This is a genomic window from Pseudomonas reinekei, from assembly GCF_001945365.1.
Classification (GTDB): domain Bacteria; phylum Pseudomonadota; class Gammaproteobacteria; order Pseudomonadales; family Pseudomonadaceae; genus Aquipseudomonas; species Aquipseudomonas reinekei.
The window spans coordinates 53,290-76,055 of sequence record NZ_MSTQ01000016.1 but is presented as its reverse complement, the minus strand read 5'-3'; the positions used below and the strand labels follow the sequence as shown (position 1 = coordinate 76,055).

The window sequence follows — 22,766 nt, the reverse complement described above, 5'->3', positions numbered from 1 at the left end:
TAGCACCGGCTTTCGACAGCGCTCAAGAATGCTCCATGCGACGCTCGGCCACGCTATGCTGCACCGCATTCACTCAAGAAGGAAACCCGATTCATGGCAGGAAGCAGTTTGCTGGTGCTGATCGACGACATCGCCACCGTCCTGGACGATGTGGCGTTGATGACCAAAATGGCCGCCAAGAAGACTGCCGGCGTGCTGGGCGATGATCTGGCGCTCAATGCCCAACAGGTCAGCGGCGTGCGTGCCGATCGGGAAATTCCCGTGGTCTGGGCGGTAGCCAAGGGCTCGTTCATCAACAAGCTGATTCTGGTGCCATCGGCACTGGCCATCAGCGCGTTCATCCCGTGGCTGGTCACGCCGTTGTTGATGCTGGGCGGAGCTTACCTGTGTTTTGAAGGATTCGAGAAGCTCGCCCACAAATTCCTGCACAGCAAGGCGCAAGATCAGGCCGAGCATGCCGAACTGGTCGAGGCGGTAGCGGACCCGGCGGTGGATCTGGTGGCGTTCGAGAAGGACAAGATCAAGGGCGCGATCCGCACCGATTTCATTCTTTCGGCAGAAATCATCGCCATCACCCTGGGTGTCGTGGCGGACTCGGCGTTGACCCAGCAAGTCGTCGTACTGTCGGGTATCGCAATCGTCATGACCGTTGGCGTCTATGGATTGGTGGCAGGCATCGTCAAGCTCGATGACCTGGGGTTATGGCTGACCCAGAAGCCGGGGCCAGTGGCCAAAAGCATCGGCAGCGGGATTTTGCGCGCAGCGCCGTACATGATGAAAAGCCTGTCGGTGATCGGCACGGCGGCGATGTTCCTGGTGGGCGGCGGTATCCTGACCCACGGCGTGCCGGTGGTGCATCACTGGATCGAAAGTGTCAGCGCAGGGGCGGGCGGCGCCGGGTTTATCGTGCCGACGTTGCTCAATGGGGTAGCGGGGATTTTGGCGGGGGCGGTGGTGTTGGCTGGGGTTTTGGCAGTCAGCAAAATCTGGAAAGCCCTGAAAGGCTAAGAACCACCAATAACCAATGTGGGAGCGAGCCTGCTGGCGATAGCGGTGTAACAGTCAACACAGGTGTTGAATGTGATGGCCTCATCGCGAGCAGGCTCGCTCCCACAGTTTTTTTGTGTAGTCGAATTACTCGGCAATCTGCAACTTGCGCGACTCGGTGTACACGTAACGCACCTTCTCGTACTCGAACGGCGAGTTCAGTTGGCCGTAGCGGAAGCTCGTTTGATAGCGTTTGTCGACGCCTCGCAGAATCCAGACCTCGGGATGGTTGGAGCTGACTTCGGCCACATTGAGCAAGTTGATTGCGTTCTCGGCGCTGTAGTCGACCAACAAACCGCCCGTGTCTCGCAGGTTGGACGGGCCGAGAATTGGCAGCACGAAATAGGCACCGCCCGGAACGCCGTAGAAGCCCAGGGTCTGGCCAAAGTCTTCGTTTTGGCGCGGCAGGCCCATGGCGGTAGCCGGGTCCCACAGGCCGGCGATGCCGATGGTGGTGTTCAGCAGTAACCGTGCCGTGGTTTCCATCGAACGCTGGCCTTTGAACTGCAACAGGCTGTTCAGCAGGTTCGGCACGTCACCCAGGTTGTTGAAGAAGTTGCTGACGCCGGTGCGCAAAAAGCTCGGCGTGATGTAGCGATAGCCGTCGACCACTGGCAGGAACACCCATTGGTCGAACCGGTAGTTGAAGTGATAAACGCGACGGTTCCACTCTTCCAGTGGGTCGTAGACGTTCAGCGCACTCAGCGTTGAGCGTTCGAACTCGCGCTGATCCAGCCCCGGGTTGAATTTGAGCTTGCTCAACGGTTCCTTGAAACCGTCATTATCGATGACGACCGGGGCGTTGGCTTTGCTGTTGTCGGCATTGGCGACGCCTGCACAGAGTAACGCAGCGATAAGCAGGAGGTATTTAGCCACGGAAGAACTCCAGCATGGCGTCGCTGTTGACGCGGTAGTTAAGGTTGCCGCAATGGCCGCCCAGCGGGTAAACGGTCAAGCGATCGCCGAAAGTCTGGCGCAGGAAACCGAGGTCGCCGGGGCCGAGGATCACGTCGTCGGCGTTGTGCATGACGGCAATTTTCGGGCTGTCGCGCAGATAATCCTTCAGGGCGTACAAACTTACCTGGTCGATCAGTTGTAGCAGGCTGCCGCCGTCGGTGCGGGCGCGCCACATCGGGATCACTTGTTCAGTGATGTAGCAGTCGAAATCGCACTGCAGAGCACGCTTGAGATACGGCGTGAGACTGGTGCCCTCGGTGATCGGGGTTTTCGGTGGAGTAATGAGCCCGCGACGGTTGATCAGATCCGACGTGAAGGCGATATCGGCCGCCGAGAAGCGGAACGAGGTGCCGATCAGCATGGCCATCTGTTCATTGGTCAGGTGCTGCTTGGATTGCTGGAAGTCATAAAGCAGTGCATCGTTGAGGTCGATGTAGCCTTTCTGCTGGAAGTAGCGCGTCAGCTTGTTCAGCACCAGCTCATAGAACGTGGTGGAGTTGTTGATGCCCTTGACCTCGGTTTGCACCAGCTTGTCGAGGTTGGTGATCGAGGTGTAGAGATTGACCGGTGGGTTGAGCAGCAACACTTTCTTGAAGTTGAAGCTGCGGCGGGTTTCGTCCAGGTGCGCGACGAAAGCGGCATCCAGTGCGCCGAGGCTGTAACCGGTCAGGTAGTAATCGGTGACTGGCACGTTGGGGTTCTGTGCCCGCACGGATTGCATCACCCGGTACATGTCTTCGGCATCTTCCTTGGTGATGCCCGGGGTCGCAAAACGTGAAGCGGCGCTGATGAAGTCGAAGCTGGTGGGCGACGACAACTGCACCACGTGGTAGCCGGCTTTGTAGTAGAGCTTTTTCAGGTATTCGTTGAGGCTGCTGTCATAGCGTGCGCCCGTGCCGGCGATCAGGAAAATCAGCGGCGCCGCTTTGTCCTGGGTGGCGATGCGATAGGTGAGTTTCTTTACCGCCCAAAAGTTGTCCGGCAGTTCGAAGGCTCGCTCCGGGCGCAAGGTGATGCTGCGATCCGACTGATTGATGTCGTCGTCAAGGGGCAGTTCCGGGCGCAAATCCGGTGGCGTCGTGGCAATGGTTGCCTCGAACGGGTTGGTCAAGGGATAGCCATAACTGGCGGCGTCGATGTCGACCGCCAGTGCGGACGCACTCAATATAAGGCCGCCAAACAGGGCGGCGAAGCGCAAGGAACGGAGCATGACTAGATCCCTTAGATAAGGTGCCGAATGAAGTTCGCAGGCTATGACCACTGGATTTGCGCCAAAGTGCCACGCAACGGCACCAAACAGGCTGAATTCGAGGTAATAGTAGCTGGACGATACACTTTGCAGCGATTGAATGACCAGTTAACAGTTGTTATCGCTTGCGTAAGACTGGTGGGGGATTAAGCTGGCCGCCGTTTTTCGTTTATTGGAGTGCTTCATGTCCCGCCGTCTGTCTGTGATTCTGCTGCTCGTTTTGTTGCCGCTATGGCTGGCCGCCAGTTATGGCGCGCGGTATGGCTTCATGGAAGATGCGCAGTGGGTCGGTATCTGCGTGGATGAGGCAAGCCGCTGGGAATGCCAGGTTCGTTCGAACCTGGGTCTGATGATTCACTTCAAGATTCTCGGCTATGGCGCACTGGCTGCTGCAGTGATCGGCTTCGTGCTACCGGGACGGGCAGGGTGGTGGCTGGCGGTGCTGGCGCTGGCGATCGGGTTCCCGGCACTGGCGTTGTACAACACGACGCTGGCTGTTTTTGCGGTGGTGATTGCGGGGTTGCGGTTGGTCAGGGCGCCTCGTAGCGTCTGAGAGTCAGCTTTCGCGAGCAGGCTCGCTCCCACCTTTGATCTACGTCGAACAGGAATTGCGTTCACTGAAGATCTATTGTGGGAGCGAGCCTGCTCGCGATGAGGCCATTAGCTTCGCTGAGCGGTTAAGCCTTGCGAATTCGAAGGCAGCGCCACAACGCAACAACCATCAACCCACTCACCAACGCCCAACCCCAAGCCTGCTGATTCTGCAACCCTTCCTGGAACAACTGCGGCGCAATGCCCGCTCCAATAATGAAGGTCAGCAGCGCAATTTCCCGACGTGGTGCGCTCACCGGGCGGCACAGATACACCAGCGCTGGCACGATGAACGCCACACTCGGGAAGCTGCGATAACGCGGATCGAACACCAGTTCCAGCATGCTCACCGCAGCAGCAAACCCGATCACCGCCACCAGCCAGCCCGCTCGGCGCTCCAGCGCATTGAAAGCCTGCCCGCGCCATCCTGAACGAGGGCTCAGCGTCAGTGCGGCGTGCACCAGCACCAACAGGTTCAGCGCCGTCAGCAATGCCACCCACAACCATTCACTGGTGAAGCGCGTGGTGACGCGGGCAAGGTCGCCCCATACGCCGAGAAAGCATGCAGCCACGGCGGCAAACAACGGTAGAACCAAGGCTGCGCGGGTGTTGCGAACGCGGCCGCCCAGCATAAGCGTACCGAGGAAGATCAAGCCACCAACCACCAGCCACTGCGACCAGTACGGCACGTTTGTCACCGGACCGGCCAGCACGTCCTTGTCCTGTCGATCAGCGTCGAACAATCCCCAGTAACCGCCCACTGCACCTTCGCTGGCGCGTTTCCACGGCTGGTCGAAGGCTTCGATCAAGTTGTAGTGCCAGCCTTGCTGCTCGGCCATGGTGACGAAACCGCGAATAAACTTGGCTTCGTTGACCCGGCTCGGCAGGGCGGTTTCGCGCTGGCGGCCTTCGCTCGGCCAGCCTGTTTCGCCAATCATCACGTCTTTGGGCGCGAACTTGTTGCCGAACACCTGGCGCACTTCGGCCACGTGTTGCAGCGCGGCATCGATGTTCGACGGATCATCTTCCCAGTACGGCAACAAGTGGATGGTCAGGAAATCCACAGCCGGGGCGATTTCCGGGTGCTTGAGCCAGAACTCCCAGACGTCGGCATAGGTGACAGGCTGCTTGACCTGACTTTTCACCTTGTTGATCAGTCGAGCCAATTGTGGCCCGGTGATCTCTTTGCGCAGCAGTGTTTCGTTGCCGACGATCACGGCGGTCACCACGTCGGCGTTGGCGTTGGCCGACGCAATCAGCAGGTCGACTTCTTTTTCGGTGTCCACCGGGTTGCTGTTGACCCAGGCACCGATCATCAGTTTCAAGCCATGTTTGCGCGCCAGGTCGGGCAGGGCTTCAAGGCCGGTCATTGAGTAGGTGCGGATGCATTCGAAGCTTTTGGACAGCAGCGCGAGGTCCGCGTCCATGCGCTCGGGGCGCAGGTTGAAGGGCACGTCGAATGGCGATTGGTCTTTGTCGAACGGGGTGTAGGAAGCGCATTGCAACTTATGTGTCGCGCTGGCGACGTCCGGCAGGGTCACTGGTTTACCGATGCCGTACCAAAAGCCACAAAGGGCAAAAAGCCCCAGCAGGCAGGCGAATAGATAAGCAAAAAAAGGAAAGCGTGATGTCGCGGGCATGATCAGGCCGTCTGGGAGCAAAGCGGCGCATGTTACCTGCATTTGTCCCGTGCCTGGTGGCTCGCATAATTTTGACATGCAAAGTTCGGGCGGATTGTCCGGTGCGTTTGTCGCCCTCCGGGTTAATGGCGTTCTGATGTCGTTTCTCGATGCCTTGAGGTCGCTGGCAGAGCAGGTCGCTGATAGCGTCAGGTTGATTATCAAAGGCGTCAGTATCCTCGTTGATATCGCGCTGATGATCGATCGGGTTTGCGGTGAGGCGTGATGGGGACGCTGTGCACCATAACAATACGTTGACGCGACTCGGCACCCGTCGAGCGCAGCACTTTCGGGGAAGTAACGATGAAGATGCGACGACTTTTAGGCGCAGGTGCCGCACTGGTACTCGCGATTGGCTCGACATTCGCCAATGCCGACAGCAAGACCCTGAGCATCGGTTACGTTGACGGCTGGTCCGACAGCGTCGCGACGACTCACGTTGCGGCCGAGGTAATCAAGCAGAAGCTCGGATACGACGTGAAGCTGCAAGCCGTCGCCACCGGGATCATGTGGCAGGGTGTGGCCACCGGCAAGCTCGACGCCATGCTATCGGCCTGGCTGCCAGTGACCCACGGCGATTACTGGACCAAGAACAAGGATCAGGTTGTCGACTACGGTCCGAACTTCAAAGACGCAAAAATCGGTTTGATCGTGCCGGATTACGTCAAAGCCAAATCGCTTGAAGACCTGAAGACCGATGACAGTTTCAAAAAACGCATCGTCGGCATTGACGCCGGTTCAGGCGTGATGCTCAAGACCGAGCAGGCCATCAAGGATTACGACCTGACCGGCTACCAGCTCAAGGCCAGTTCCGGCGCCGGCATGATTGCCGAGCTGACCCGTGCCGAGAAAAAGAACGAATCCATTGCCGTGACCGGTTGGGTGCCGCACTGGATGTTCGCCAAGTGGAAGTTGCGTTTCCTCGAAGACCCGAAAGGCGTGTATGGCGCGGCTGAGACTGTAAACAGCATCGGCAGCAAAGAACTGGCCACCAAGGCGCCGGAAGTGGCCAAGTTCCTGAAGAACTTCCAGTGGGCCTCGAAAGACGAAATCGGTGAAGTCATGCTGGCCATCCAGGAAGGCGCCAAGCCTGATGCAGCAGCGAAGGATTGGGTCGCCAAGCACCCGGACCGCGTGGCTGACTGGATCAAGTAATTACATAGAGCACGCTTGACCCTGTGGGAGCGAGCCTGCTCGCGAAGCGGTCTGTCAGTTGACCAAGATGTCTCCTGACCTGACGCCTTCGCGAGCAGGCTCGCTCCCACATTTATTTATTCTTGCTGGATTTTGGCAACTACGTCATGTCGTTCTAATACTAAGGTCGTCTGGAACCTGCCCCGCAGCCGCATAGAGTGGATACCGTTCCAACTTAATCTGTGCTGCGAGGATAAAAACAATGAACGACAGCATTTACCTCTCGATTCAAAACAGCCCGCGCTTCAAGGAGCTGGTTAGCAAGAGGGAACGATTCGCCTGGATTCTATCGGCGATCATGCTAGGGCTTTACTCCGGATTCATCCTTTTGATTGCTTACGGGCCGCATGTGCTGGGGGCGAAAATCAGTCCTGAGTCATCGATTACCTGGGGCATACCGATTGGTGTCGGGCTGATTCTGTCGGCCTTTATCCTGACCGGCATTTACGTGCGACGCGCCAACGGCGAATTCGACGACCTGAACAATGCGATTCTCAAGGAGGCTCAGCAATGATCCGGCGTCTAATGGCTCTTTTGAGCATCGCAGCTTTCGCACCTGGCGCCTGGGCGGCAGATGCCCTGACCGGCGCCGTACAAAAGCAACCGCTGAACGTCGCTGCGATCCTCATGTTCGTGGCGTTTGTCGGCGCAACGTTGTACATCACTTACTGGGCGTCCAAGAAAAACAACTCGGCCTCCGACTACTACGCGGCGGGTGGCAAGATCACCGGTTTCCAGAACGGTCTGGCGATTGCCGGTGACTACATGTCCGCGGCGTCTTTCCTGGGTATTTCCGCGCTGGTGTTCACCTCCGGCTACGATGGCCTGATCTACTCGATCGGCTTCCTGGTGGGCTGGCCGATCATTCTGTTCCTGATCGCCGAGCGCCTGCGTAACCTGGGTAAATACACCTTTGCCGACGTAGCGTCCTATCGCCTCGGGCAAACCCAGATTCGCTCGCTGTCCGCTTGCGGTTCGCTGGTGGTGGTGGCGTTCTACCTGATCGCTCAAATGGTCGGTGCCGGCAAGCTGATCCAGCTGCTGTTCGGTCTCGACTACCACGTCGCGGTGATCCTGGTCGGTATCCTGATGTGCGCCTACGTATTGTTCGGCGGCATGCTGGCGACCACCTGGGTGCAGATCATCAAGGCTGTCCTGCTGCTATCCGGCGCTTCCTTCATGGCGCTGATGGTGATGAAACACGTCAACTTCGACTTCAACATGCTGTTTTCCGAGGCGATCAAGGTTCACCCCAAAGGTGAAGCGATCATGAGCCCGGGCGGTTTGGTGAAAGATCCGATCTCGGCGTTCTCGCTTGGCCTGGCACTGATGTTCGGTACTGCTGGCCTGCCGCACATCCTGATGCGCTTCTTCACCGTGAGTGACGCAAAAGAAGCCCGCAAGAGCGTGCTGTACGCAACCGGTTTCATTGGCTACTTCTATATCCTGACCTTCATCATCGGCTTCGGCGCGATCTTGCTGGTCAGCACCAACCCGGCCTTCAAAGATGCGGCTGGCGCACTGTTGGGCGGTAACAACATGGCGGCGGTGCACCTTGCCAACGCGGTCGGTGGCAGTATCTTCCTGGGCTTCATCTCGGCGGTAGCGTTCGCGACCATCCTGGCAGTGGTTGCCGGTCTGACCCTGGCCGGTGCTTCGGCGGTGTCTCACGACCTGTACGCCAGCGTGATCAAGAAAGGCAAGGCCAACGAGAAGGATGAGATCCGCGTTTCGAAAATCACCACCATCGCGCTGGCGGTGCTGGCGATCGGCCTGGGTATTCTGTTCGAAAGCCAGAACATTGCGTTCATGGTGGGCCTGGCGTTCTCCATCGCGGCGAGTTGCAACTTCCCGGTGCTGCTGCTTTCCATGTACTGGAAAAAGCTGACCACCCGCGGTGCGATGATCGGGGGCTGGTTGGGTCTGGTGAGTGCTGTTGGCTTGATGATCCTCGGTCCGACCATCTGGGTGCAGATCCTGCATCACGAGAAGGCTATCTTCCCGTATGAGTATCCAGCTCTGTTCTCGATGATCATTGCCTTTGTCGGGATCTGGTTCTTCTCGATTACCGACAAGTCGACTGCGGCTGATAACGAACGCGCACTGTTCTTCCCGCAGTTTGTTCGTTCGCAGACTGGGTTGGGGGCGAGTGGGGCGGTTTCGCACTAAGGCTTAGAGTTTGTCTGTGTAATTTGTGTTGAACAGAAATGCCTCGGTCGGAAGATCGGGGCATTTTTTATTGGGCGGTTATCGGTCAGCCGACCGGTTTTTTGTTGATCGCGTACATATCCATTCCTGCGGTAACGGCGGCTTAGGGTTTCGCCCTTACGGCGACTCACTTTTTTAACAAGCGCCTCAAAAAAAGTAAGCAAAAAAAGCGCTCGCCCCGAGCGTCCGGCCCCTCGCCTGGGCTTGGGGTTCCTTCGCTCCGGCATTCATCCGGGGGCATCGCCCTCCGGTTGGCTTCGCTGGTACCTACATGCGATGAGTTCGACTGCGTCGAACGGCGCTGCGCGCCCATCCCCGGATGAACACCTCCAATCAGCCTCCCGATGGGGCGGGTGGATCAAGATCAAGAGCTGCAGGCGAGCTAACGCTCGGCCTGATGAGTGGTGAAGAGCGAGGGCATGCCGAGCCTTGGCGAGGCACCGAACGAAAGGGGCAAGAGCCCTTGATTACTTGGGGCCGGGCGGCGTTCCGTTTTTCCAAGTAACTCGTTGTAAGAGCGAAACCAATGGTCGCCATTACCGCAAAAACGGATATGTACACCACCAAAAAAAGCGCACAAACAAAAACGGCCCCTATATAAATAGAGGCCGTTCCCGGTGCAACTCAACACGCTACAGCAAGACTGATCTTACTTGCGGTCTTCCAGCTTGGTGATGTCACGCGACTCGTAGCCGGTGTACAGCTGGCGCGGACGGCCAATCTTGTACGGGCTGGAGAGCATTTCTTTCCAGTGGGAGATCCAGCCAACGGTCCGCGCCAGGGCGAAGATCACGGTGAACATGCTGGTTGGAATGCCGATCGCCTTGAGGATGATCCCCGAGTAGAAGTCGACGTTCGGGTACAGCGAGCGTTCGATGAAGTACGGGTCGGTCAGGGCGATCTCTTCCAGGCGCATGGCCAGTTCGAGTTGCGGATCGTTCTGGATGCCCAGTTCCTTCAACACTTCGTCGCAGGTCTGCTTCATCACGGTGGCGCGTGGGTCGCGGTTTTTGTAAACGCGGTGACCGAAGCCCATCAGTTTGAACGGATCGTTCTTGTCCTTGGCCTTGGCGATGTACTTGTCGATGTTCGAAACATCGCCAATTTCATCGAGCATGGTCAGAACGGCTTCGTTGGCGCCGCCGTGGGCAGGGCCCCACAGTGCGGCGATACCGGCGGCAATACAGGCGAACGGGTTGGCACCCGAAGAACCTGCCAGGCGCACGGTGGAAGTCGATGCGTTCTGCTCGTGGTCGGCGTGGAGGATGAAGATCCGGTCCATGGCCTTGGCGAGTACCGGGCTGATCGGTTTGATCTCGCACGGGGTGTTGAACATCATGTGCAGGAAGTTTTCCGCGTACGTCAGGTCGTTGCGCGGGTACATCATGGGTTGGCCCATGGAGTACTTGTAAACCATCGCTGCCAGGGTTGGCATCTTGGCAACCAGGCGGATCGCGGAGATTTCGCGATGCTGCGGGTTATTGATGTCCAGGGAGTCGTGATAGAACGCCGAGAGGGCGCCGACTACGCCGCACATCACGGCCATCGGGTGAGCGTCGCGACGGAAGCCGTTGAAGAAGGTCTTCAGCTGCTCGTGAACCATGGTGTGGTTCTTCACGGTGCTGACGAACTGGGCCTTCTGTTCTGCAGTCGGCAGTTCGCCGTTGAGCAGCAGATAGCAGGTTTCCAGATAGTCCGACTTTTCAGCCAGCTGTTCGATCGGGTAGCCGCGGTGCAGCAGGATGCCGTTGTCGCCGTCGATATAGGTGATCTTCGATTCGCAAGAGGCGGTCGACATGAAACCTGGGTCAAAGGTGAAACGGCCCGTGGCCGTCAGGCCCCGAACATCGATAACATCGGGACCAACGGTGCCGGTTAAAATGGGCAGCTCGACGGGGGCTGCGCCCTCGATGATCAACTGCGCTTTTTTGTCAGCCATGTGGCCTCCTATTTATGCTTGAAATCATCAGACAGACCCCCCACGCAGGGCCCGCACCACTATAGTGAGATAAATTCGAATGTCAATTTGCCTAAAGTCTTGCTCCAGAAGGCTTTAACCGTACTTTTTTCTCGAAATTGCCTGCCATTTACGCCTTTTATGTCCGTTGCGCAATCCGCTGTTTGGGTTAGGTCTTTGCGTTGTCATTAGTAGCCTAACTGTCTATACTCGGCCACCGACCGCCAAGGGCTTTTGGGCCTGCTTTATTGGGGGTCGCATCCCAGGGTGGTGGTTACCTGACCAGTGCACTCCCCAACAACTTTGCCCTGATTGTTAGGGGCTCTTCAGTGTGAAAAAAAAGCCGTGAAAAGCCAACGACCTGTAAACCTAGACCTAAGGACCATCAAACTCCCCATCACCGGCGTTACGTCGTTTCTTCACCGTGTTTCCGGCATCATTCTCTTCCTGGGCCTTGGCTTCATGCTTTATGCATTGGGCAAGTCTTTGGGTTCCGAGGAAGGTTTTGCCGAGGTGAAGGCATGCTTGACCAGCCCGCTGGCCAAGTTCGTAGCATGGGGCCTCCTGTCCGCTCTGCTCTATCACCTGGTAGCCGGTGTGCGCCACTTGATCATGGATATGGGCATCGGTGAGACGCTTGAAGGCGGCCGCCTGGGCTCGAAAATTATCATCGCCGTTTCCGTGGTGTTGATCGTTCTGGCAGGAGTTTGGATATGGTAACCAGCGTTACGAACCTTTCGCGTTCCGGTCTTTATGACTGGATGGCGCAACGTGTGTCTGCGGTCGTTCTCGCGGCTTATTTTATCTTCCTGATCGGATACCTCGCTGCGAACCCGGGCATTGGCTACGACCAATGGCACGGCCTGTTCGCCCACAACGGGATGCGTATCTTCAGTCTGCTGGCCCTTGTGGCCCTGGGCGCTCACGCCTGGGTCGGCATGTGGACCATCGCGACCGACTACCTGACGCCGATGGCGCTGGGCAAGTCCGCGACTGCAGTACGTTTCCTTTTCCAGGCAGTATGCGGCATTGCGATGTTCGCTTACTTCGTCTGGGGTGTGCAGATTCTCTGGGGTATCTGATTCATGGCTAACATTCCAACGATTTCTTTCGACGCCATCATTATTGGTGGTGGCGGTGCCGGCATGCGCGCTGCGCTGCAACTGGCGCAGGGCGGTCACAAGACTGCCGTGATCACCAAGGTTTTCCCGACTCGTTCGCACACTGTATCCGCCCAGGGCGGCATCACCTGCGCCATCGCGTCGGCTGACCCGAACGATGACTGGCGCTGGCACATGTACGATACCGTCAAGGGTTCCGACTACATCGGTGACCAGGACGCTATCGAATACATGTGTCAGGAAGGCCCGGCCGCAGTTTTCGAACTGGACCACATGGGTTTGCCGTTCTCCCGTACCGAGCAAGGCCGCATCTATCAGCGTCCGTTCGGTGGTCAGTCCAAGGACTACGGTAAAGGCGGCCAAGCTGCGCGTACTTGCGCGGCATCCGACCGTACCGGTCACGCTCTGCTGCACACCCTTTATCAAGGCAACCTGAAAGCCGGTACCACGTTCCTGAACGAGTACTACGCGGTTGACCTGGTGAAAAACGCTCAAGGCGAATTCGTCGGCGTTATCGCCATCTGCATCGAAACTGGTGAAACCACCTACATTCGCGCCAAGGCCACCGTACTGGCTACCGGCGGTGCAGGTCGTATCTACGCTTCGACCACCAATGCCCTGATCAACACCGGTGACGGCGTTGGTATGGCACTGCGTGCCGGCGTGCCGGTACAAGACATTGAAATGTGGCAGTTCCACCCGACCGGCATCGCCGGTGCCGGTGTACTGGTTACAGAAGGTTGCCGTGGTGAGGGTGGTTACCTGATCAACAAGCACGGCGAGCGTTTCATGGAGCGTTATGCTCCGAACGCCAAAGACCTTGCCGGTCGTGACGTCGTTGCCCGTTCGATGGTTAAGGAAATCATTGCCGGTAACGGTTGCGGTCCGAATGGCGACCACGTAATGCTCAAACTCGACCACTTGGGCGAGGAAGTGCTGCACAGCCGTCTACCAGGCATCTGCGAACTGTCCAAGACGTTTGCACACGTTGACCCGGTGGTTGCTCCGGTTCCTGTTGTTCCGACTTGCCACTATATGATGGGCGGCGTTGCCACCAACATTCATGGCCAGGCGATCACTCAGGACGCCGACGGCGTAGACGCAATCATCCCAGGCTTGTTCGCAGTGGGCGAAGTGGCTTGCGTATCGGTTCACGGTGCCAACCGTCTGGGCGGCAACTCGCTGCTCGACCTGGTGGTATTCGGTCGCGCTGCCGGCCTGCACCTGGAAAAAGCACTGACCGACGGCATCGAATACGATGACGCCACCGACGCCAACATCGAAGCTGCCCTGGCGCGTCTGTCCGCTCTGAACGAGCGTACAGAAGGCGAAGACGTGGCTACCCTGCGTCGCGAACTGCAAAACTGCATGCAGAACTACTTCGGTGTATTCCGTACCGGCGAATACATGCAGAAGGGTATTGCCCAGCTGGCTGACCTGCGCAAGCGCATCGCCAACGTCAAGATCAACGATAAGTCGCAGGCGTTCAACACCGCACGTATCGAGGCTCTGGAACTGCAGAACCTGCTGGAAGTAGCTGAAGCTACCGCCATTGCTGCTGAAGTTCGTAAAGAGTCCCGCGGCGCTCACGCCCGTGAAGACTTCGAAGATCGTGACGACGAAAACTGGCTGTGCCACACCCTGTACTTCCCGGGTGACAAGCGCGTGGCCAAGCGTGCTGTGAACTTCTCGCCGAAGACTGTTCCGACTTTTGAACCTAAGATTCGGACTTATTAAGGGTGGCCGCCATGTTGCAAGTCAGCGTTTATCGTTACAACCCTGATCAGGACGCCGCGCCGTTCATGCAGGAATTCCAGGTCGATACCGGTGGTAAAGACCTGATGGTGCTGGACGTACTGGCCCTGATCAAAGAGCAGGACGAAGGTTTCTCTTATCGTCGCTCTTGCCGTGAAGGCGTATGCGGTTCCGATGGCATGAACATCAATGGCAAGAACGGCCTGGCCTGCGTCACGCCGCTGTCTGCTGTTGTAAAAGGTAACAAGTTGATCGTTCGTCCTCTGCCAGGTTTGCCGGTTATCCGTGACCTGGTCGTCGATATGAGCATCTTCTACAAGCAATACGAGAAGGTTAAGCCATTCCTGCAGAACGACACGCCGGCTCCGGCCATCGAGCGTCTGCAGTCCCCTGAAGAGCGCGAAAAGCTCGACGGTCTGTACGAGTGCATCCTGTGCGCTTGCTGCTCGACCTCTTGCCCGTCCTTCTGGTGGAACCCGGACAAGTTCCTGGGGCCAGCTGCTTTGCTGCAAGCGTACCGCTTCCTGGCAGACAGCCGTGACACCAAGACGACCGAGCGACTGGCTTCGCTGGATGACCCGTTCAGCGTATTCCGCTGCCGCGGGATCATGAACTGCGTCAACGTATGTCCGAAAGGCCTGAACCCGACTAAGGCCATCGGTCACATTCGTAACATGTTGCTGCAAAGCGGCGTGTGATTCAGCTGCTGTACCCGTAGACCGCTGTACCGTAGATGCTGCGGCGCAGGCTTCAACCGGCGCCGTAGTTTTAACCTGAGCAGCAGCTTATAAGGCTGCCGCTCTTATTTTGAAGAAATGAGACAAGCAGGGGCATCCGGGCTGGTACCCGGACTATCAGCGTGATCCTAGGTGGCTTGTTTTGGTCGCTGCATTCGGACTTCTGCAAGTTTGCTCGGTGTCGACGCCGGTGGTGTTCCCCTAACCGAGGGTGACCAAGCATGCAAGAAAGCGTGATGCAGCGCATGTGGAACAGCGCCTACCTGTCCGGTAGTAACGCTGCCTATGTGGAAGAGCTCTACGAGCTCTACCTGCACGACCCTAACGCTGTGCCAGAAGAGTGGCGCACCTACTTCCAGAAGTTGCCTGCTGACGGCAACTCTGCCACCGATGTTTCGCACTCCACAATTCGCGATCATTTCGTCTTGCTGGCAAAGAACCAGCGCCGCGCCCAACCGGTTTCCGCCGGCAGCGTGAGCAGTGAGCACGAGAAGAAGCAAGTTGAAGTGCTGCGATTGATCCAGGCCTACCGTATGCGTGGCCACCAGGCAGCCCAGCTTGACCCGCTGGGGCTGTGGCAGCGTCCTGCACCTGCAGACCTGTCGATCAATCATTACGGCTTGACCAATGCCGATCTTGATACGACCTTCCGTGCCGGCGACCTGTTCATCGGCAAAGAGGAAGCGAGCCTACGCGAAATTCACGAAGCGTTGCAGCAGACATATTGCCGCACCATCGGCGCTGAATTTACGCACATCACCGATTCCGAGCAGCGCCAGTGGTTCCAGCAGCGTCTGGAAAGCGTGCGCGGCCGTCCGACGTACTCCGCCGACATCAAGAGCCATCTGCTTGAGCGCGTGACTGCCGGTGAAGGCCTGGAAAAATACCTGGGCACCAAATACCCGGGTACCAAGCGTTTCGGTCTGGAAGGCGGCGAGAGCCTGATTCCGATGCTCGACGAGTTGATCCAGCGTTCCGGTTCCTACGGCACCAAGGAAATCGTTATCGGCATGGCCCACCGTGGCCGTCTGAACGTGTTGGTCAACACCTTCGGCAAGAACCCGCGCGAGTTGTTCGACGAGTTCGAAGGCAAGAAAAAGGTCGAACTGGGTTCCGGTGACGTTAAATACCACCAGGGCTTCTCGTCCAACGTGATGACCACCGGCGGTGAAGTTCACCTGGCCATGGCCTTCAACCCGTCCCACCTGGAAATCGTATCGCCAGTGGTCGAGGGGTCGGTCCGTGCCCGTCAGGATCGTCGTAACGACCCTACCGGTGAGAAAGTTCTGCCGATCTCCATCCACGGTGACGCTGCTTTCGCAGGTCAGGGTGTGGTGATGGAAACCTTCCAGATGTCGCAGACCCGCGGTTTCAAAACCGGCGGTACTGTGCACATCGTGATCAACAACCAGGTCGGTTTCACCATCAGCAACCCGCTGGACTCGCGTTCCACCGAGTACGCGACCGACGTTGCGAAAATGATCCAGGCGCCGATCCTCCATGTGAATGGTGATGACCCGGAAGCCGTATTGTTCGTGACCCAGCTTGCCATCGACTACCGCATGCAGTTCAAGCGTGACGTGGTGATCGATCTGGTCTGCTACCGTCGTCGCGGCCATAACGAGGCCGACGAGCCAAGCGGCACCCAGCCGATCATGTATCAGCAGATCACCAAGCAGCGCACTACCCGTGAGCTGTATGCCGATCATCTGACCCAGGCCGGTGTGCTCGACGCAGAGCGTGTTCAGGCGAAAGTCGACGAATACCGCAACGCGCTGGACAACGGTCTGCACGTAGTGAAAAGCCTGGTCAAAGAGCCGAACAAAGAGTTGTTCGTGGACTGGCGTCCGTATCTGGGTCACGCCTGGACTGCGCGTCACGACACTCGCTTCGACCTCAAGACCTTGCAGGAACTGTCCGCCAAGCTGCTGGAAATCCCGGAAGGCTTCGTGGTTCAGCGCCAGGTCTCGAAAATCTACGAAGACCGTCAGAAGATGCAAGCCGGCGGCCTGCCGATCAACTGGGGTTACGCCGAAACCATGGCGTACGCGACCCTGGCGTTCGAAGGTCACCCGATTCGCATGACGGGTCAGGACATCGGTCGCGGTACGTTCTCGCACCGTCACGCTGTCCTGCACAACCAGAAAGACGCGGGCACCTACATCCCGCTGCAGAACCTGTTCGACGGCCAGCCACGTTTCGATCTGTACGACTCGTTCCTGTCCGAAGAAGCAGTGTTGGCATTCGAATACGGCTACTCGACCACCACGCCGGATGCGTTGGTGATCTGGGAAGCCCAGTTCGGCGACTTCGCCAACGGCGCTCAGGTGGTTATTGACCAGTTCATCACCAGTGGCGAGCACAAGTGGGGCCGTCTCTGCGGTCTGACCATGCTGCTGCCGCACGGTTATGAAGGTCAGGGTCCGGAGCACTCGTCGGCTCGTCTGGAGCGCTACCTGCAACTGTGCGCCGAGCACAACATTCAGGTCGCCGTACCGACCACGCCGGCTCAGATTTATCACTTGCTGCGCCGTCAGGTGATTCGCCCACTGCGCAAGCCATTGATCGTTCTGACTCCGAAGTCGCTGTTGCGTCATAAACTGGCCATTTCGACCCTGGAAGATCTGGCCGAAGGTTCGTTCCAGACCGTGATCCCGGAAATCGATGCCCTGGACCCGAAAAAGGTCGAGCGCGTTGTGCTGTGTAGCGGCAAGGTCTACTACGACCTGCTGGAAAAACGCCGTGCCGAAGGCCGTGACGATATCGCCATCGTGCGTATCGAGCAGTTGTACCCATTCCCTGAGGACGACTTGAAAGACGTCCTGGCTCCTTACACCAACGTCAAAGCTGCCGTTTGGTGTCAGGAAGAGCCGATGAACCAGGGTGCGTGGTACTGCAGCCAACACCACATGCGTCGCAGCATCAGCAACCTCGACAAGTCTCTCGTACTCGAATACGCGGGCCGTGAGGCTTCTGCTGCACCGGCATGCGGTTATGCATCGATGCACGCTGAGCAGCAGGAAAAACTGCTGCAAGACGCCTTTACTGTTTAACGCCTTCGCGCACCTGAAACCGAATTTAAGGACCCACAGATAATGGCTATCGAAATCAAAGCCCCCACTTTCCCGGAATCGGTTGCCGATGGCACCGTTGCCACCTGGCACAAACAACCGGGCGACGCTGTAAAGCGTGATGACCTGATCGTCGACATCGAAACCGACAAGGTTGTGCTGGAAGTGTTGGCCACTGCTGATGGCGTGCTGGGCGCTATCGTCAAGAACGAAGGCGACACCGTTCTGTCCGACGAAGTCCTGGGCTCCATCGAAGCCGGCGGCGCTGCTGCTGCCCCGGCGGCCGCTGCTGCTCCGGCCGCTGCACAAGCTGCTGCCCCGGCTGCCGAAGGCGAAGACGATCCTGTTGCTGCACCGGCTGCTCGCAAGCTGGCTGAAGAAAACGGCATCAACATCGCTTCCGTTGCCGGCACTGGCAAAGGCGGTCGTGTGACCAAGGAAGACGTGGTAGCAGCTGTTGCCGCCAAGAAAGCCGCTCCGGCTGCCGCGCCTGCCAAGGCTGCTGCACCTTCGGCTGCCGCTCCTGTGTTCGCCGCTGGCGACCGCATCGAGAAGCGCGTACCGATGACCCGCGTTCGTGCCACCGTGGCCAAGCGTCTGGTTGAAGCTCAGTCGAACATGGCGATGCTGACTACGTTCAACGAAGTCGACATGACCGAAGTCATGGCTCTGCGTTCGAAGTACAAGGATCTGTTCGAGAAGTCCCACAATGGCGTGCGCCTGGGCTTCATGTCGTTCTTCGTGAAAGCGGCCACCGAAGCGCTGAAACGCTTCCCGGCTGTCAACGCTTCGATCGACGGCGGCGACATCGTTTATCACGGCTACGCTGACGTCGGCGTTGCAGTTTCCAGCGATCGCGGCCTGGTAGTACCGGTTCTGCGTAACGCCGAGCTGATGAGCCTGGCTGAAATCGAAGGCGGCATCGCCACCTTCGGCAAGAAAGCCCGCGACGGCAAACTGTCGATGGACGAAATGACCGGTGGTACTTTCACCATCACCAACGGTGGTACTTTCGGTTCGATGATGTCGACCCCGATCGTCAACCCGCCACAAGCCGCTATCCTGGGCATGCACAACATCATCCAGCGTCCAATGGCCATCAACGGCCAGGTCGTTATCCGTCCGATGATGTACCTGGCTCTGTCCTACGATCACCGTCTGATCGATGGCAAAGAAGCTGTGACCTTCCTGGTGACCATCAAGAACCTGCTGGAAGATCCGGCTCGTCTGTTGCTGGATATCTGATAGAAGCAGCCATGAGCTGCAAGCCCGGGCCGTCGGAAAACCCGCAGCCTGGCTTGCAGCTTGCGGCTTGAAGCTTTTCGCAAAAGAGGATTTTTTGAATGTCGCAGAAATTTGACGTAGTAGTGATCGGCGCTGGCCCTGGCGGCTATGTGGCTGCCATCAAGGCTGCCCAACTGGGCCTCAGCACTGCTTGCATCGAGAAGTACACCGACAAGGAAGGCAAACTGGCGCTGGGCGGTACCTGCCTGAACGTCGGCTGCATTCCATCCAAGGCCCTGCTGGACAGCTCGTGGAAATTCCACGAAGCCCAGGACGGTTTCGCGATCCACGGTATCAATCACGCTGGCGTGACCATGGACGTGCCGGCAATGGTTGGCCGTAAAGCCAACATCGTCAAAGGCCTGACCTCCGGCGTTGCGACCCTGTTCAAAGCCAACGGTGTGACCTCGATCCAGGGGCACGGCAAACTGCTGGCCGGCAAGAAAGTTGAAGTCACCAAGCCAGACGGCTCGGTAGAAATCATCGAAGCCGAAAACGTCATCCTGGCTCCAGGTTCGCGTCCGATCGACATTCCACCCGCTCCGGTTGACCAGAATGTGATCGTCGATTCGACTGGCGCTCTGGAATTCCAATCCGTACCTAAGCGTCTGGGCGTGATCGGCGCTGGCGTAATCGGTCTGGAACTGGGTTCGGTCTGGTCGCGTCTGGGGGCAGAAGTGACTGTCCTGGAAGCCCTGGACACCTTCCTGATGGCCGCCGACGCAGCCGTTTCCAAGGAAGCGCTGAAGACCCTGACCAAACAGGGTCTGGACATCAAGCTGGGCGCTCGCGTCACTGGCTCGAAAGTGAACGGCGACGAAGTCGTTGTGAACTACACCGATGCCAACGGCGAACAGAACATCACGTTCGACAAGCTGATCGTAGCCGTTGGTCGCCGTCCGGTGACCACTGATCTGTTGGCTGCCGACTGTGGCGTGACCCTGGACGAGCGCGGTTTCGTGCACGTTGATGATCACTGCGCTACCACTGTACCGGGCGTCTACGCCATCGGTGACGTGGTTCGCGGCATGATGCTGGCGCACAAGGCGTCCGAAGAAGGCATCATGGTTGTCGAGCGTATCAAGGGCCACAAGGCCCAGATGAACTATGATTTGATCCCTTCGGTTATTTATACTCACCCGGAAATCGCGTGGGTTGGTAAAACCGAGCAGGCCTTGAAAGCTGAAGGCGTTGAAGTTAACGTCGGCACCTTCCCGTTCGCAGCCTCCGGCCGTGCCATGGCTGCCAACGATACCGGTGGTTTCGTCAAGGTCATCGCTGATGCCAAGACAGACCGCGTACTGGGCGTCCACGTGATTGGCCCAAGCGCTGCCGAACTGGTTCAGCAGGGCGCGATCGGTATGGAATTCGGCACCAGCGCTGAAGACCTGGGCATGATGGTTTTCTCCCATCCGACCCTGTCTGAAGCCTTGCACGAAGCTGCTCTGGCAGTGAATGGCGGCGCCATCCACATCGCCAACCGCAAGAAGCGTTAAGACAATAAGAAACCACGGCGGAATGGCCCGTCGTGAGCCTTGCATGCAAGACTCACCGCGGAATATCCGCTGGACGCAGTCTTGCATGGCCGCACCGGTTATCCGGAGAGGCTATGCAAGCAGCAGTCACAGGTGGTGCGGCACTTGAATGAGTGCAGCACCGAATGCGCAGTACCTAACGAAGACGGTAATAAGCATGAATCTTCACGAGTATCAGGGTAAGCAGCTGTTCGCTGAGTACGGCCTGCCAGTTTCCACCGGTTATGCGGTAGACACCCCGGAAGCAGCAGCAGAAGCTTGCGACAAAATCGGCGGCAGCGAGTGGGTTGTCAAAGCCCAGGTCCACGCCGGTGGTCGCGGTAAAGCGGGCGGCGTCAAGCTGGTTCGCAGCAAAGAAGACGCCAAAGCCTTCGCACAGCAGTGGCTGGGCAAGCGTCTGGTGACTTACCAGACTGATGCCAATGGTCAGCCAGTCACCAAGATCCTGGTTGAATCGTGCACTGATATCGCTAAAGAGCTGTACCTGGGCGCTGTCGTTGACCGTTCGAGCCGTCGTATCGTGTTCATGGCTTCCACCGAAGGTGGCGTGGACATCGAGAAAATCGCTCACGACACTCCAGAAAAAATTCTGAAAGCCACTATCGATCCACTGGTTGGCGCTCAGCCATTCCAGGGTCGCGAGCTGGCATTCCAGTTGGGTCTGGAAGGTAAGCAAGTTGCTCAGTTCGCCAAGATCTTCGTCGGTCTGGCCAAGCTGTTCAAGGATCACGACCTGGCCCTGCTGGAAGTGAACCCGCTGGTGATCAAGGCTGACGGCGATCTGCACTGCCTGGACGCCAAGATCAACATCGACGCCAACGCCATGTACCGTCAGCCTAAGCTGAAGACTTTCCACGATCCGTCGCAAGACGATCCGCGCGAAGCGCACGCTGCCAAGTTCGAACTGAACTACGTAGCACTGGAAGGCAACATCGGTTGCATGGTCAACGGTGCTGGCCTGGCCATGGGTACCATGGACATCGTCAACCTGCATGGCGGCAAGCCAGCCAACTTCCTCGACGTGGGCGGCGGTGCTACCAAAGAACGCGTTACCGAAGCGTTCAAGATCATTCTGTCCGACACCAACGTCGCTGCAGTACTGGTTAACATCTTCGGCGGCATCGTTCGTTGCGACATGATTGCCGAAGGCATCATCGGTGCAGTGAAAGAAGTCGGCGTGAAAATCCCGGTTGTTGTTCGCCTTGAAGGCAACAACGCTGAGCTGGGCGCTAAAGTACTGGCAGAAAGCGGTTTGAACATCATCGCTGCTACCAGCCTGACCGACGCTGCTCAACAAGTTGTCAAAGCTGCGGAGGGCAAATAATGAGCGTCCTGATCAATAAAGACACCAAAGTTATCTGCCAGGGTATTACCGGTTCGCAAGGTAGTTTCCACACCCAGCAAGCCATCGAGTACGGCACCAAGATGGTTGGTGGTGTAACTCCAGGCAAAGGCGGCACCGAGCACCTGGGCCTGCCAGTGTTCAACACCGTGAAAGACGCTGTAGCTGCCACTGGCGCCACCGCCAGCGTGATCTACGTTCCGGCTCCTTTCTGCAAAGACTCGATCCTGGAAGCTGCTTTCGGCGGCATCAAGCTGATCGTGTGCATCACCGAAGGCATTCCTACCCTGGACATGCTGGACGCTAAAGTTAAGTGCGACGAGCTGGGTGTTACCCTGATCGGCCCTAACTGCCCAGGCGTGATCACCCCAGGCGAATGCAAGATCGGCATCATGCCAGGTCACATTCACTTGCCAGGCAAGGTCGGTATCGTTTCCCGTTCCGGCACCCTGACCTACGAAGCTGTGAAGCAGACTACTGACGCCGGTTTCGGTCAGTCGACTTGCGTCGGCATCGGTGGTGACCCGATCCCGGGTTCGAACTTCATCGACATCCTGAAGCTGTTCCAGGAAGACCCGAAGACCGAAGCGATCGTGATGATCGGTGAGATCGGCGGTTCGGCTGAAGAAGAAGCGGCTGCCTACATCAAGGCACACGTGACCAAGCCGGTTGTTTCCTACATCGCTGGTGTGACTGCTCCTCCGGGCAAGCGCATGGGCCATGCTGGCGCAATCATCTCTGGCGGCAAAGGCACTGCAGACGAGAAATTCGCTGCGCTGCAAGACGCAGGCGTTAAAACCGTGCGTTCGCTGGCAGACATCGGCAAAGCCCTGGCTGAGCTGACCGGTTGGGCTGTCAAGTAAGCCTCGCGCTTAACTGACGCTTCACCCAACAAAGGCCACCTTCGGGTGGCCTTTGTGCGTTAAGGGCAGATACAAGCCGCAAGCTTCAAAGCGACGAGCTATAGGCAGCAGCTCAGCCTTGAAAGCTTAAAACTTGCAACTTGCAGCTGCTCCTCTTACATAAACGCGACACAGAG

At 57.8% G+C, this 22,766-nt stretch carries 19 protein-coding genes; 15 read left to right on the top strand and 4 right to left on the bottom strand.

Annotation, left to right across the window (positions count from 1 at the left end; genetic code table 11):
• The first annotated feature begins 93 nt into the window (after positions 1-93).
• Positions 94-1,008, top strand: coding sequence for a DUF808 domain-containing protein (locus BVK86_RS22340; RefSeq protein ID WP_075948480.1), 915 nt, complete (start codon positions 94-96; stop codon positions 1,006-1,008).
• Positions 1,009-1,134: 126 nt separating this feature from the next.
• Here the strand turns inward: BVK86_RS22340 and BVK86_RS22335 are convergent, their stop codons facing one another.
• Positions 1,135-1,923: an MlaA family lipoprotein gene (locus tag BVK86_RS22335; RefSeq protein ID WP_075948479.1), complete on the bottom strand. Its 789-nt coding sequence runs from the start codon at positions 1,921-1,923 to the stop codon at positions 1,135-1,137.
• The gene (locus BVK86_RS22330) at positions 1,916-3,214 is read right to left on the bottom strand and encodes a serine/threonine protein kinase (protein ID WP_075948478.1); all 1,299 of its coding nucleotides are present in this window, start codon (positions 3,212-3,214) and stop codon (positions 1,916-1,918) included. The genes BVK86_RS22335 and BVK86_RS22330 overlap by 8 nt, the downstream gene beginning before the upstream one ends.
• 223 nt (positions 3,215-3,437) lie before the next feature.
• On the opposite strand from BVK86_RS22330, the gene BVK86_RS22325 reads away from it, so the two are divergent.
• Complete coding sequence (locus tag BVK86_RS22325; protein ID WP_075948477.1) at positions 3,438-3,806, top strand: hypothetical protein; 369 nt, start codon at positions 3,438-3,440, stop codon at positions 3,804-3,806.
• A gap of 124 nt (positions 3,807-3,930) precedes the next feature.
• On the opposite strand, the gene BVK86_RS22320 is transcribed toward BVK86_RS22325, so the two are convergent.
• Complete coding sequence (locus BVK86_RS22320; RefSeq protein ID WP_075948476.1) at positions 3,931-5,526, bottom strand: glycoside hydrolase family 17 protein; 1,596 nt, start codon at positions 5,524-5,526, stop codon at positions 3,931-3,933.
• Positions 5,527-5,620: 94 nt separating this feature from the next.
• Here BVK86_RS22320 and BVK86_RS30340 point away from each other — a divergent pair, with 94 nt between their 5' ends.
• The 4 genes from BVK86_RS30340 to BVK86_RS22305 all read left to right on the top strand — a co-directional run bounded on the left by BVK86_RS30340 (position 5,621) and on the right by BVK86_RS22305 (position 8,886).
• Positions 5,621-5,749, top strand: coding sequence for a hypothetical protein (locus BVK86_RS30340; RefSeq protein ID WP_269458085.1), 129 nt, complete (start codon positions 5,621-5,623; stop codon positions 5,747-5,749).
• Positions 5,750-5,826: 77 nt separating this feature from the next.
• Positions 5,827-6,678, top strand: a complete 852-nt coding sequence (locus BVK86_RS22315) for a glycine betaine ABC transporter substrate-binding protein (RefSeq protein WP_075948475.1) — start codon at positions 5,827-5,829, stop codon at positions 6,676-6,678.
• 241 nt (positions 6,679-6,919) lie between these two features.
• Positions 6,920-7,231, top strand: a complete 312-nt coding sequence (locus BVK86_RS22310; RefSeq protein WP_056721673.1) for a DUF485 domain-containing protein — start codon at positions 6,920-6,922, stop codon at positions 7,229-7,231.
• Complete coding sequence (locus BVK86_RS22305) at positions 7,228-8,886, top strand: cation acetate symporter (protein ID WP_075948474.1); 1,659 nt, start codon at positions 7,228-7,230, stop codon at positions 8,884-8,886. Before BVK86_RS22310 ends, BVK86_RS22305 begins: the two co-directional genes overlap by 4 nt.
• A gap of 688 nt (positions 8,887-9,574) precedes the next feature.
• On the opposite strand, the gene gltA is transcribed toward BVK86_RS22305, so the two are convergent.
• Positions 9,575-10,864 carry a citrate synthase gene (gene gltA / locus BVK86_RS22295; RefSeq protein ID WP_075948473.1) on the bottom strand — a complete coding sequence of 430 codons (1,290 nt, stop codon included), beginning with the start codon at positions 10,862-10,864 and terminating at the stop codon, positions 9,575-9,577.
• A gap of 363 nt (positions 10,865-11,227) precedes the next feature.
• Here gltA and sdhC point away from each other — a divergent pair, with 363 nt between their 5' ends.
• From sdhC to sucD, 9 genes are all read left to right on the top strand, one after another.
• Complete coding sequence (gene sdhC / locus BVK86_RS22290) at positions 11,228-11,602, top strand: succinate dehydrogenase, cytochrome b556 subunit (protein ID WP_015096190.1); 375 nt, start codon at positions 11,228-11,230, stop codon at positions 11,600-11,602.
• The gene (sdhD, locus tag BVK86_RS22285) at positions 11,596-11,964 is read left to right on the top strand and encodes a succinate dehydrogenase, hydrophobic membrane anchor protein (RefSeq protein ID WP_007919900.1); all 369 of its coding nucleotides are present in this window, start codon (positions 11,596-11,598) and stop codon (positions 11,962-11,964) included. The genes sdhC and sdhD overlap by 7 nt, the downstream gene beginning before the upstream one ends.
• Before the next feature lie 3 nt (positions 11,965-11,967).
• Positions 11,968-13,740, top strand: a complete 1,773-nt coding sequence (sdhA, locus tag BVK86_RS22280; RefSeq protein ID WP_075948472.1) for a succinate dehydrogenase flavoprotein subunit — start codon at positions 11,968-11,970, stop codon at positions 13,738-13,740.
• 11 nt (positions 13,741-13,751) lie between these two features.
• Positions 13,752-14,456, top strand: coding sequence for a succinate dehydrogenase iron-sulfur subunit (locus BVK86_RS22275; RefSeq protein ID WP_056852962.1), 705 nt, complete (start codon positions 13,752-13,754; stop codon positions 14,454-14,456).
• A gap of 260 nt (positions 14,457-14,716) precedes the next feature.
• The gene (locus BVK86_RS22270; RefSeq protein WP_075948471.1) at positions 14,717-17,548 is read left to right on the top strand and encodes a 2-oxoglutarate dehydrogenase E1 component; all 2,832 of its coding nucleotides are present in this window, start codon (positions 14,717-14,719) and stop codon (positions 17,546-17,548) included.
• Positions 17,549-17,590: 42 nt separating this feature from the next.
• On the top strand, positions 17,591-18,811 hold the full coding sequence (gene odhB / locus BVK86_RS22265) for a 2-oxoglutarate dehydrogenase complex dihydrolipoyllysine-residue succinyltransferase (protein ID WP_056852960.1): 1,221 nt from the start codon (positions 17,591-17,593) through the stop codon (positions 18,809-18,811).
• 98 nt (positions 18,812-18,909) lie between these two features.
• The gene (gene lpdA, locus BVK86_RS22260) at positions 18,910-20,346 is read left to right on the top strand and encodes a dihydrolipoyl dehydrogenase (protein ID WP_075948470.1); all 1,437 of its coding nucleotides are present in this window, start codon (positions 18,910-18,912) and stop codon (positions 20,344-20,346) included.
• Between the two features lie 196 nt (positions 20,347-20,542).
• Entirely contained in the window at positions 20,543-21,709 is a 1,167-nt protein-coding gene (gene sucC / locus BVK86_RS22255; protein ID WP_007919879.1) for an ADP-forming succinate--CoA ligase subunit beta, read from the top strand.
• Entirely contained in the window at positions 21,709-22,590 is an 882-nt protein-coding gene (gene sucD, locus BVK86_RS22250) for a succinate--CoA ligase subunit alpha (RefSeq protein ID WP_003223019.1), read from the top strand. Before sucC ends, sucD begins: the two co-directional genes overlap by 1 nt.
• Positions 22,591-22,766: the final 176 nt, after the last annotated feature.

What these genes read in the sequence shown, in the direction of transcription:
- BVK86_RS22340 (WP_075948480.1), top strand. Translation starts at nt 94, where the DNA reads ATGGCAGGAAGCAGTTTGCTGGTGCTGATCGACGACATCGCCACCGTC.
- BVK86_RS22330 (WP_075948478.1), bottom strand. Translation starts at nt 3,214, where the DNA reads ATGCTCCGTTCCTTGCGCTTCGCCGCCCTGTTTGGCGGCCTTATATTG.
- BVK86_RS22325 (WP_075948477.1), top strand. Translation starts at nt 3,438, where the DNA reads ATGTCCCGCCGTCTGTCTGTGATTCTGCTGCTCGTTTTGTTGCCGCTA.
- BVK86_RS22320 (WP_075948476.1), bottom strand. Translation starts at nt 5,526, where the DNA reads ATGCAGGTAACATGCGCCGCTTTGCTCCCAGACGGCCTGATCATGCCC.
- BVK86_RS30340 (WP_269458085.1), top strand. Translation starts at nt 5,621, where the DNA reads ATGTCGTTTCTCGATGCCTTGAGGTCGCTGGCAGAGCAGGTCGCTGAT.
- BVK86_RS22315 (WP_075948475.1), top strand. Translation starts at nt 5,827, where the DNA reads ATGAAGATGCGACGACTTTTAGGCGCAGGTGCCGCACTGGTACTCGCG.
- BVK86_RS22310 (WP_056721673.1), top strand. Translation starts at nt 6,920, where the DNA reads ATGAACGACAGCATTTACCTCTCGATTCAAAACAGCCCGCGCTTCAAG.
- BVK86_RS22305 (WP_075948474.1), top strand. Translation starts at nt 7,228, where the DNA reads ATGATCCGGCGTCTAATGGCTCTTTTGAGCATCGCAGCTTTCGCACCT.
- gltA (WP_075948473.1), bottom strand. Translation starts at nt 10,864, where the DNA reads ATGGCTGACAAAAAAGCGCAGTTGATCATCGAGGGCGCAGCCCCCGTC.
- sdhD (WP_007919900.1), top strand. Translation starts at nt 11,596, where the DNA reads ATGGTAACCAGCGTTACGAACCTTTCGCGTTCCGGTCTTTATGACTGG.
- sdhA (WP_075948472.1), top strand. Translation starts at nt 11,968, where the DNA reads ATGGCTAACATTCCAACGATTTCTTTCGACGCCATCATTATTGGTGGT.
- BVK86_RS22275 (WP_056852962.1), top strand. Translation starts at nt 13,752, where the DNA reads ATGTTGCAAGTCAGCGTTTATCGTTACAACCCTGATCAGGACGCCGCG.
- BVK86_RS22270 (WP_075948471.1), top strand. Translation starts at nt 14,717, where the DNA reads ATGCAAGAAAGCGTGATGCAGCGCATGTGGAACAGCGCCTACCTGTCC.
- odhB (WP_056852960.1), top strand. Translation starts at nt 17,591, where the DNA reads ATGGCTATCGAAATCAAAGCCCCCACTTTCCCGGAATCGGTTGCCGAT.
- lpdA (WP_075948470.1), top strand. Translation starts at nt 18,910, where the DNA reads ATGTCGCAGAAATTTGACGTAGTAGTGATCGGCGCTGGCCCTGGCGGC.
- sucC (WP_007919879.1), top strand. Translation starts at nt 20,543, where the DNA reads ATGAATCTTCACGAGTATCAGGGTAAGCAGCTGTTCGCTGAGTACGGC.
- sucD (WP_003223019.1), top strand. Translation starts at nt 21,709, where the DNA reads ATGAGCGTCCTGATCAATAAAGACACCAAAGTTATCTGCCAGGGTATT.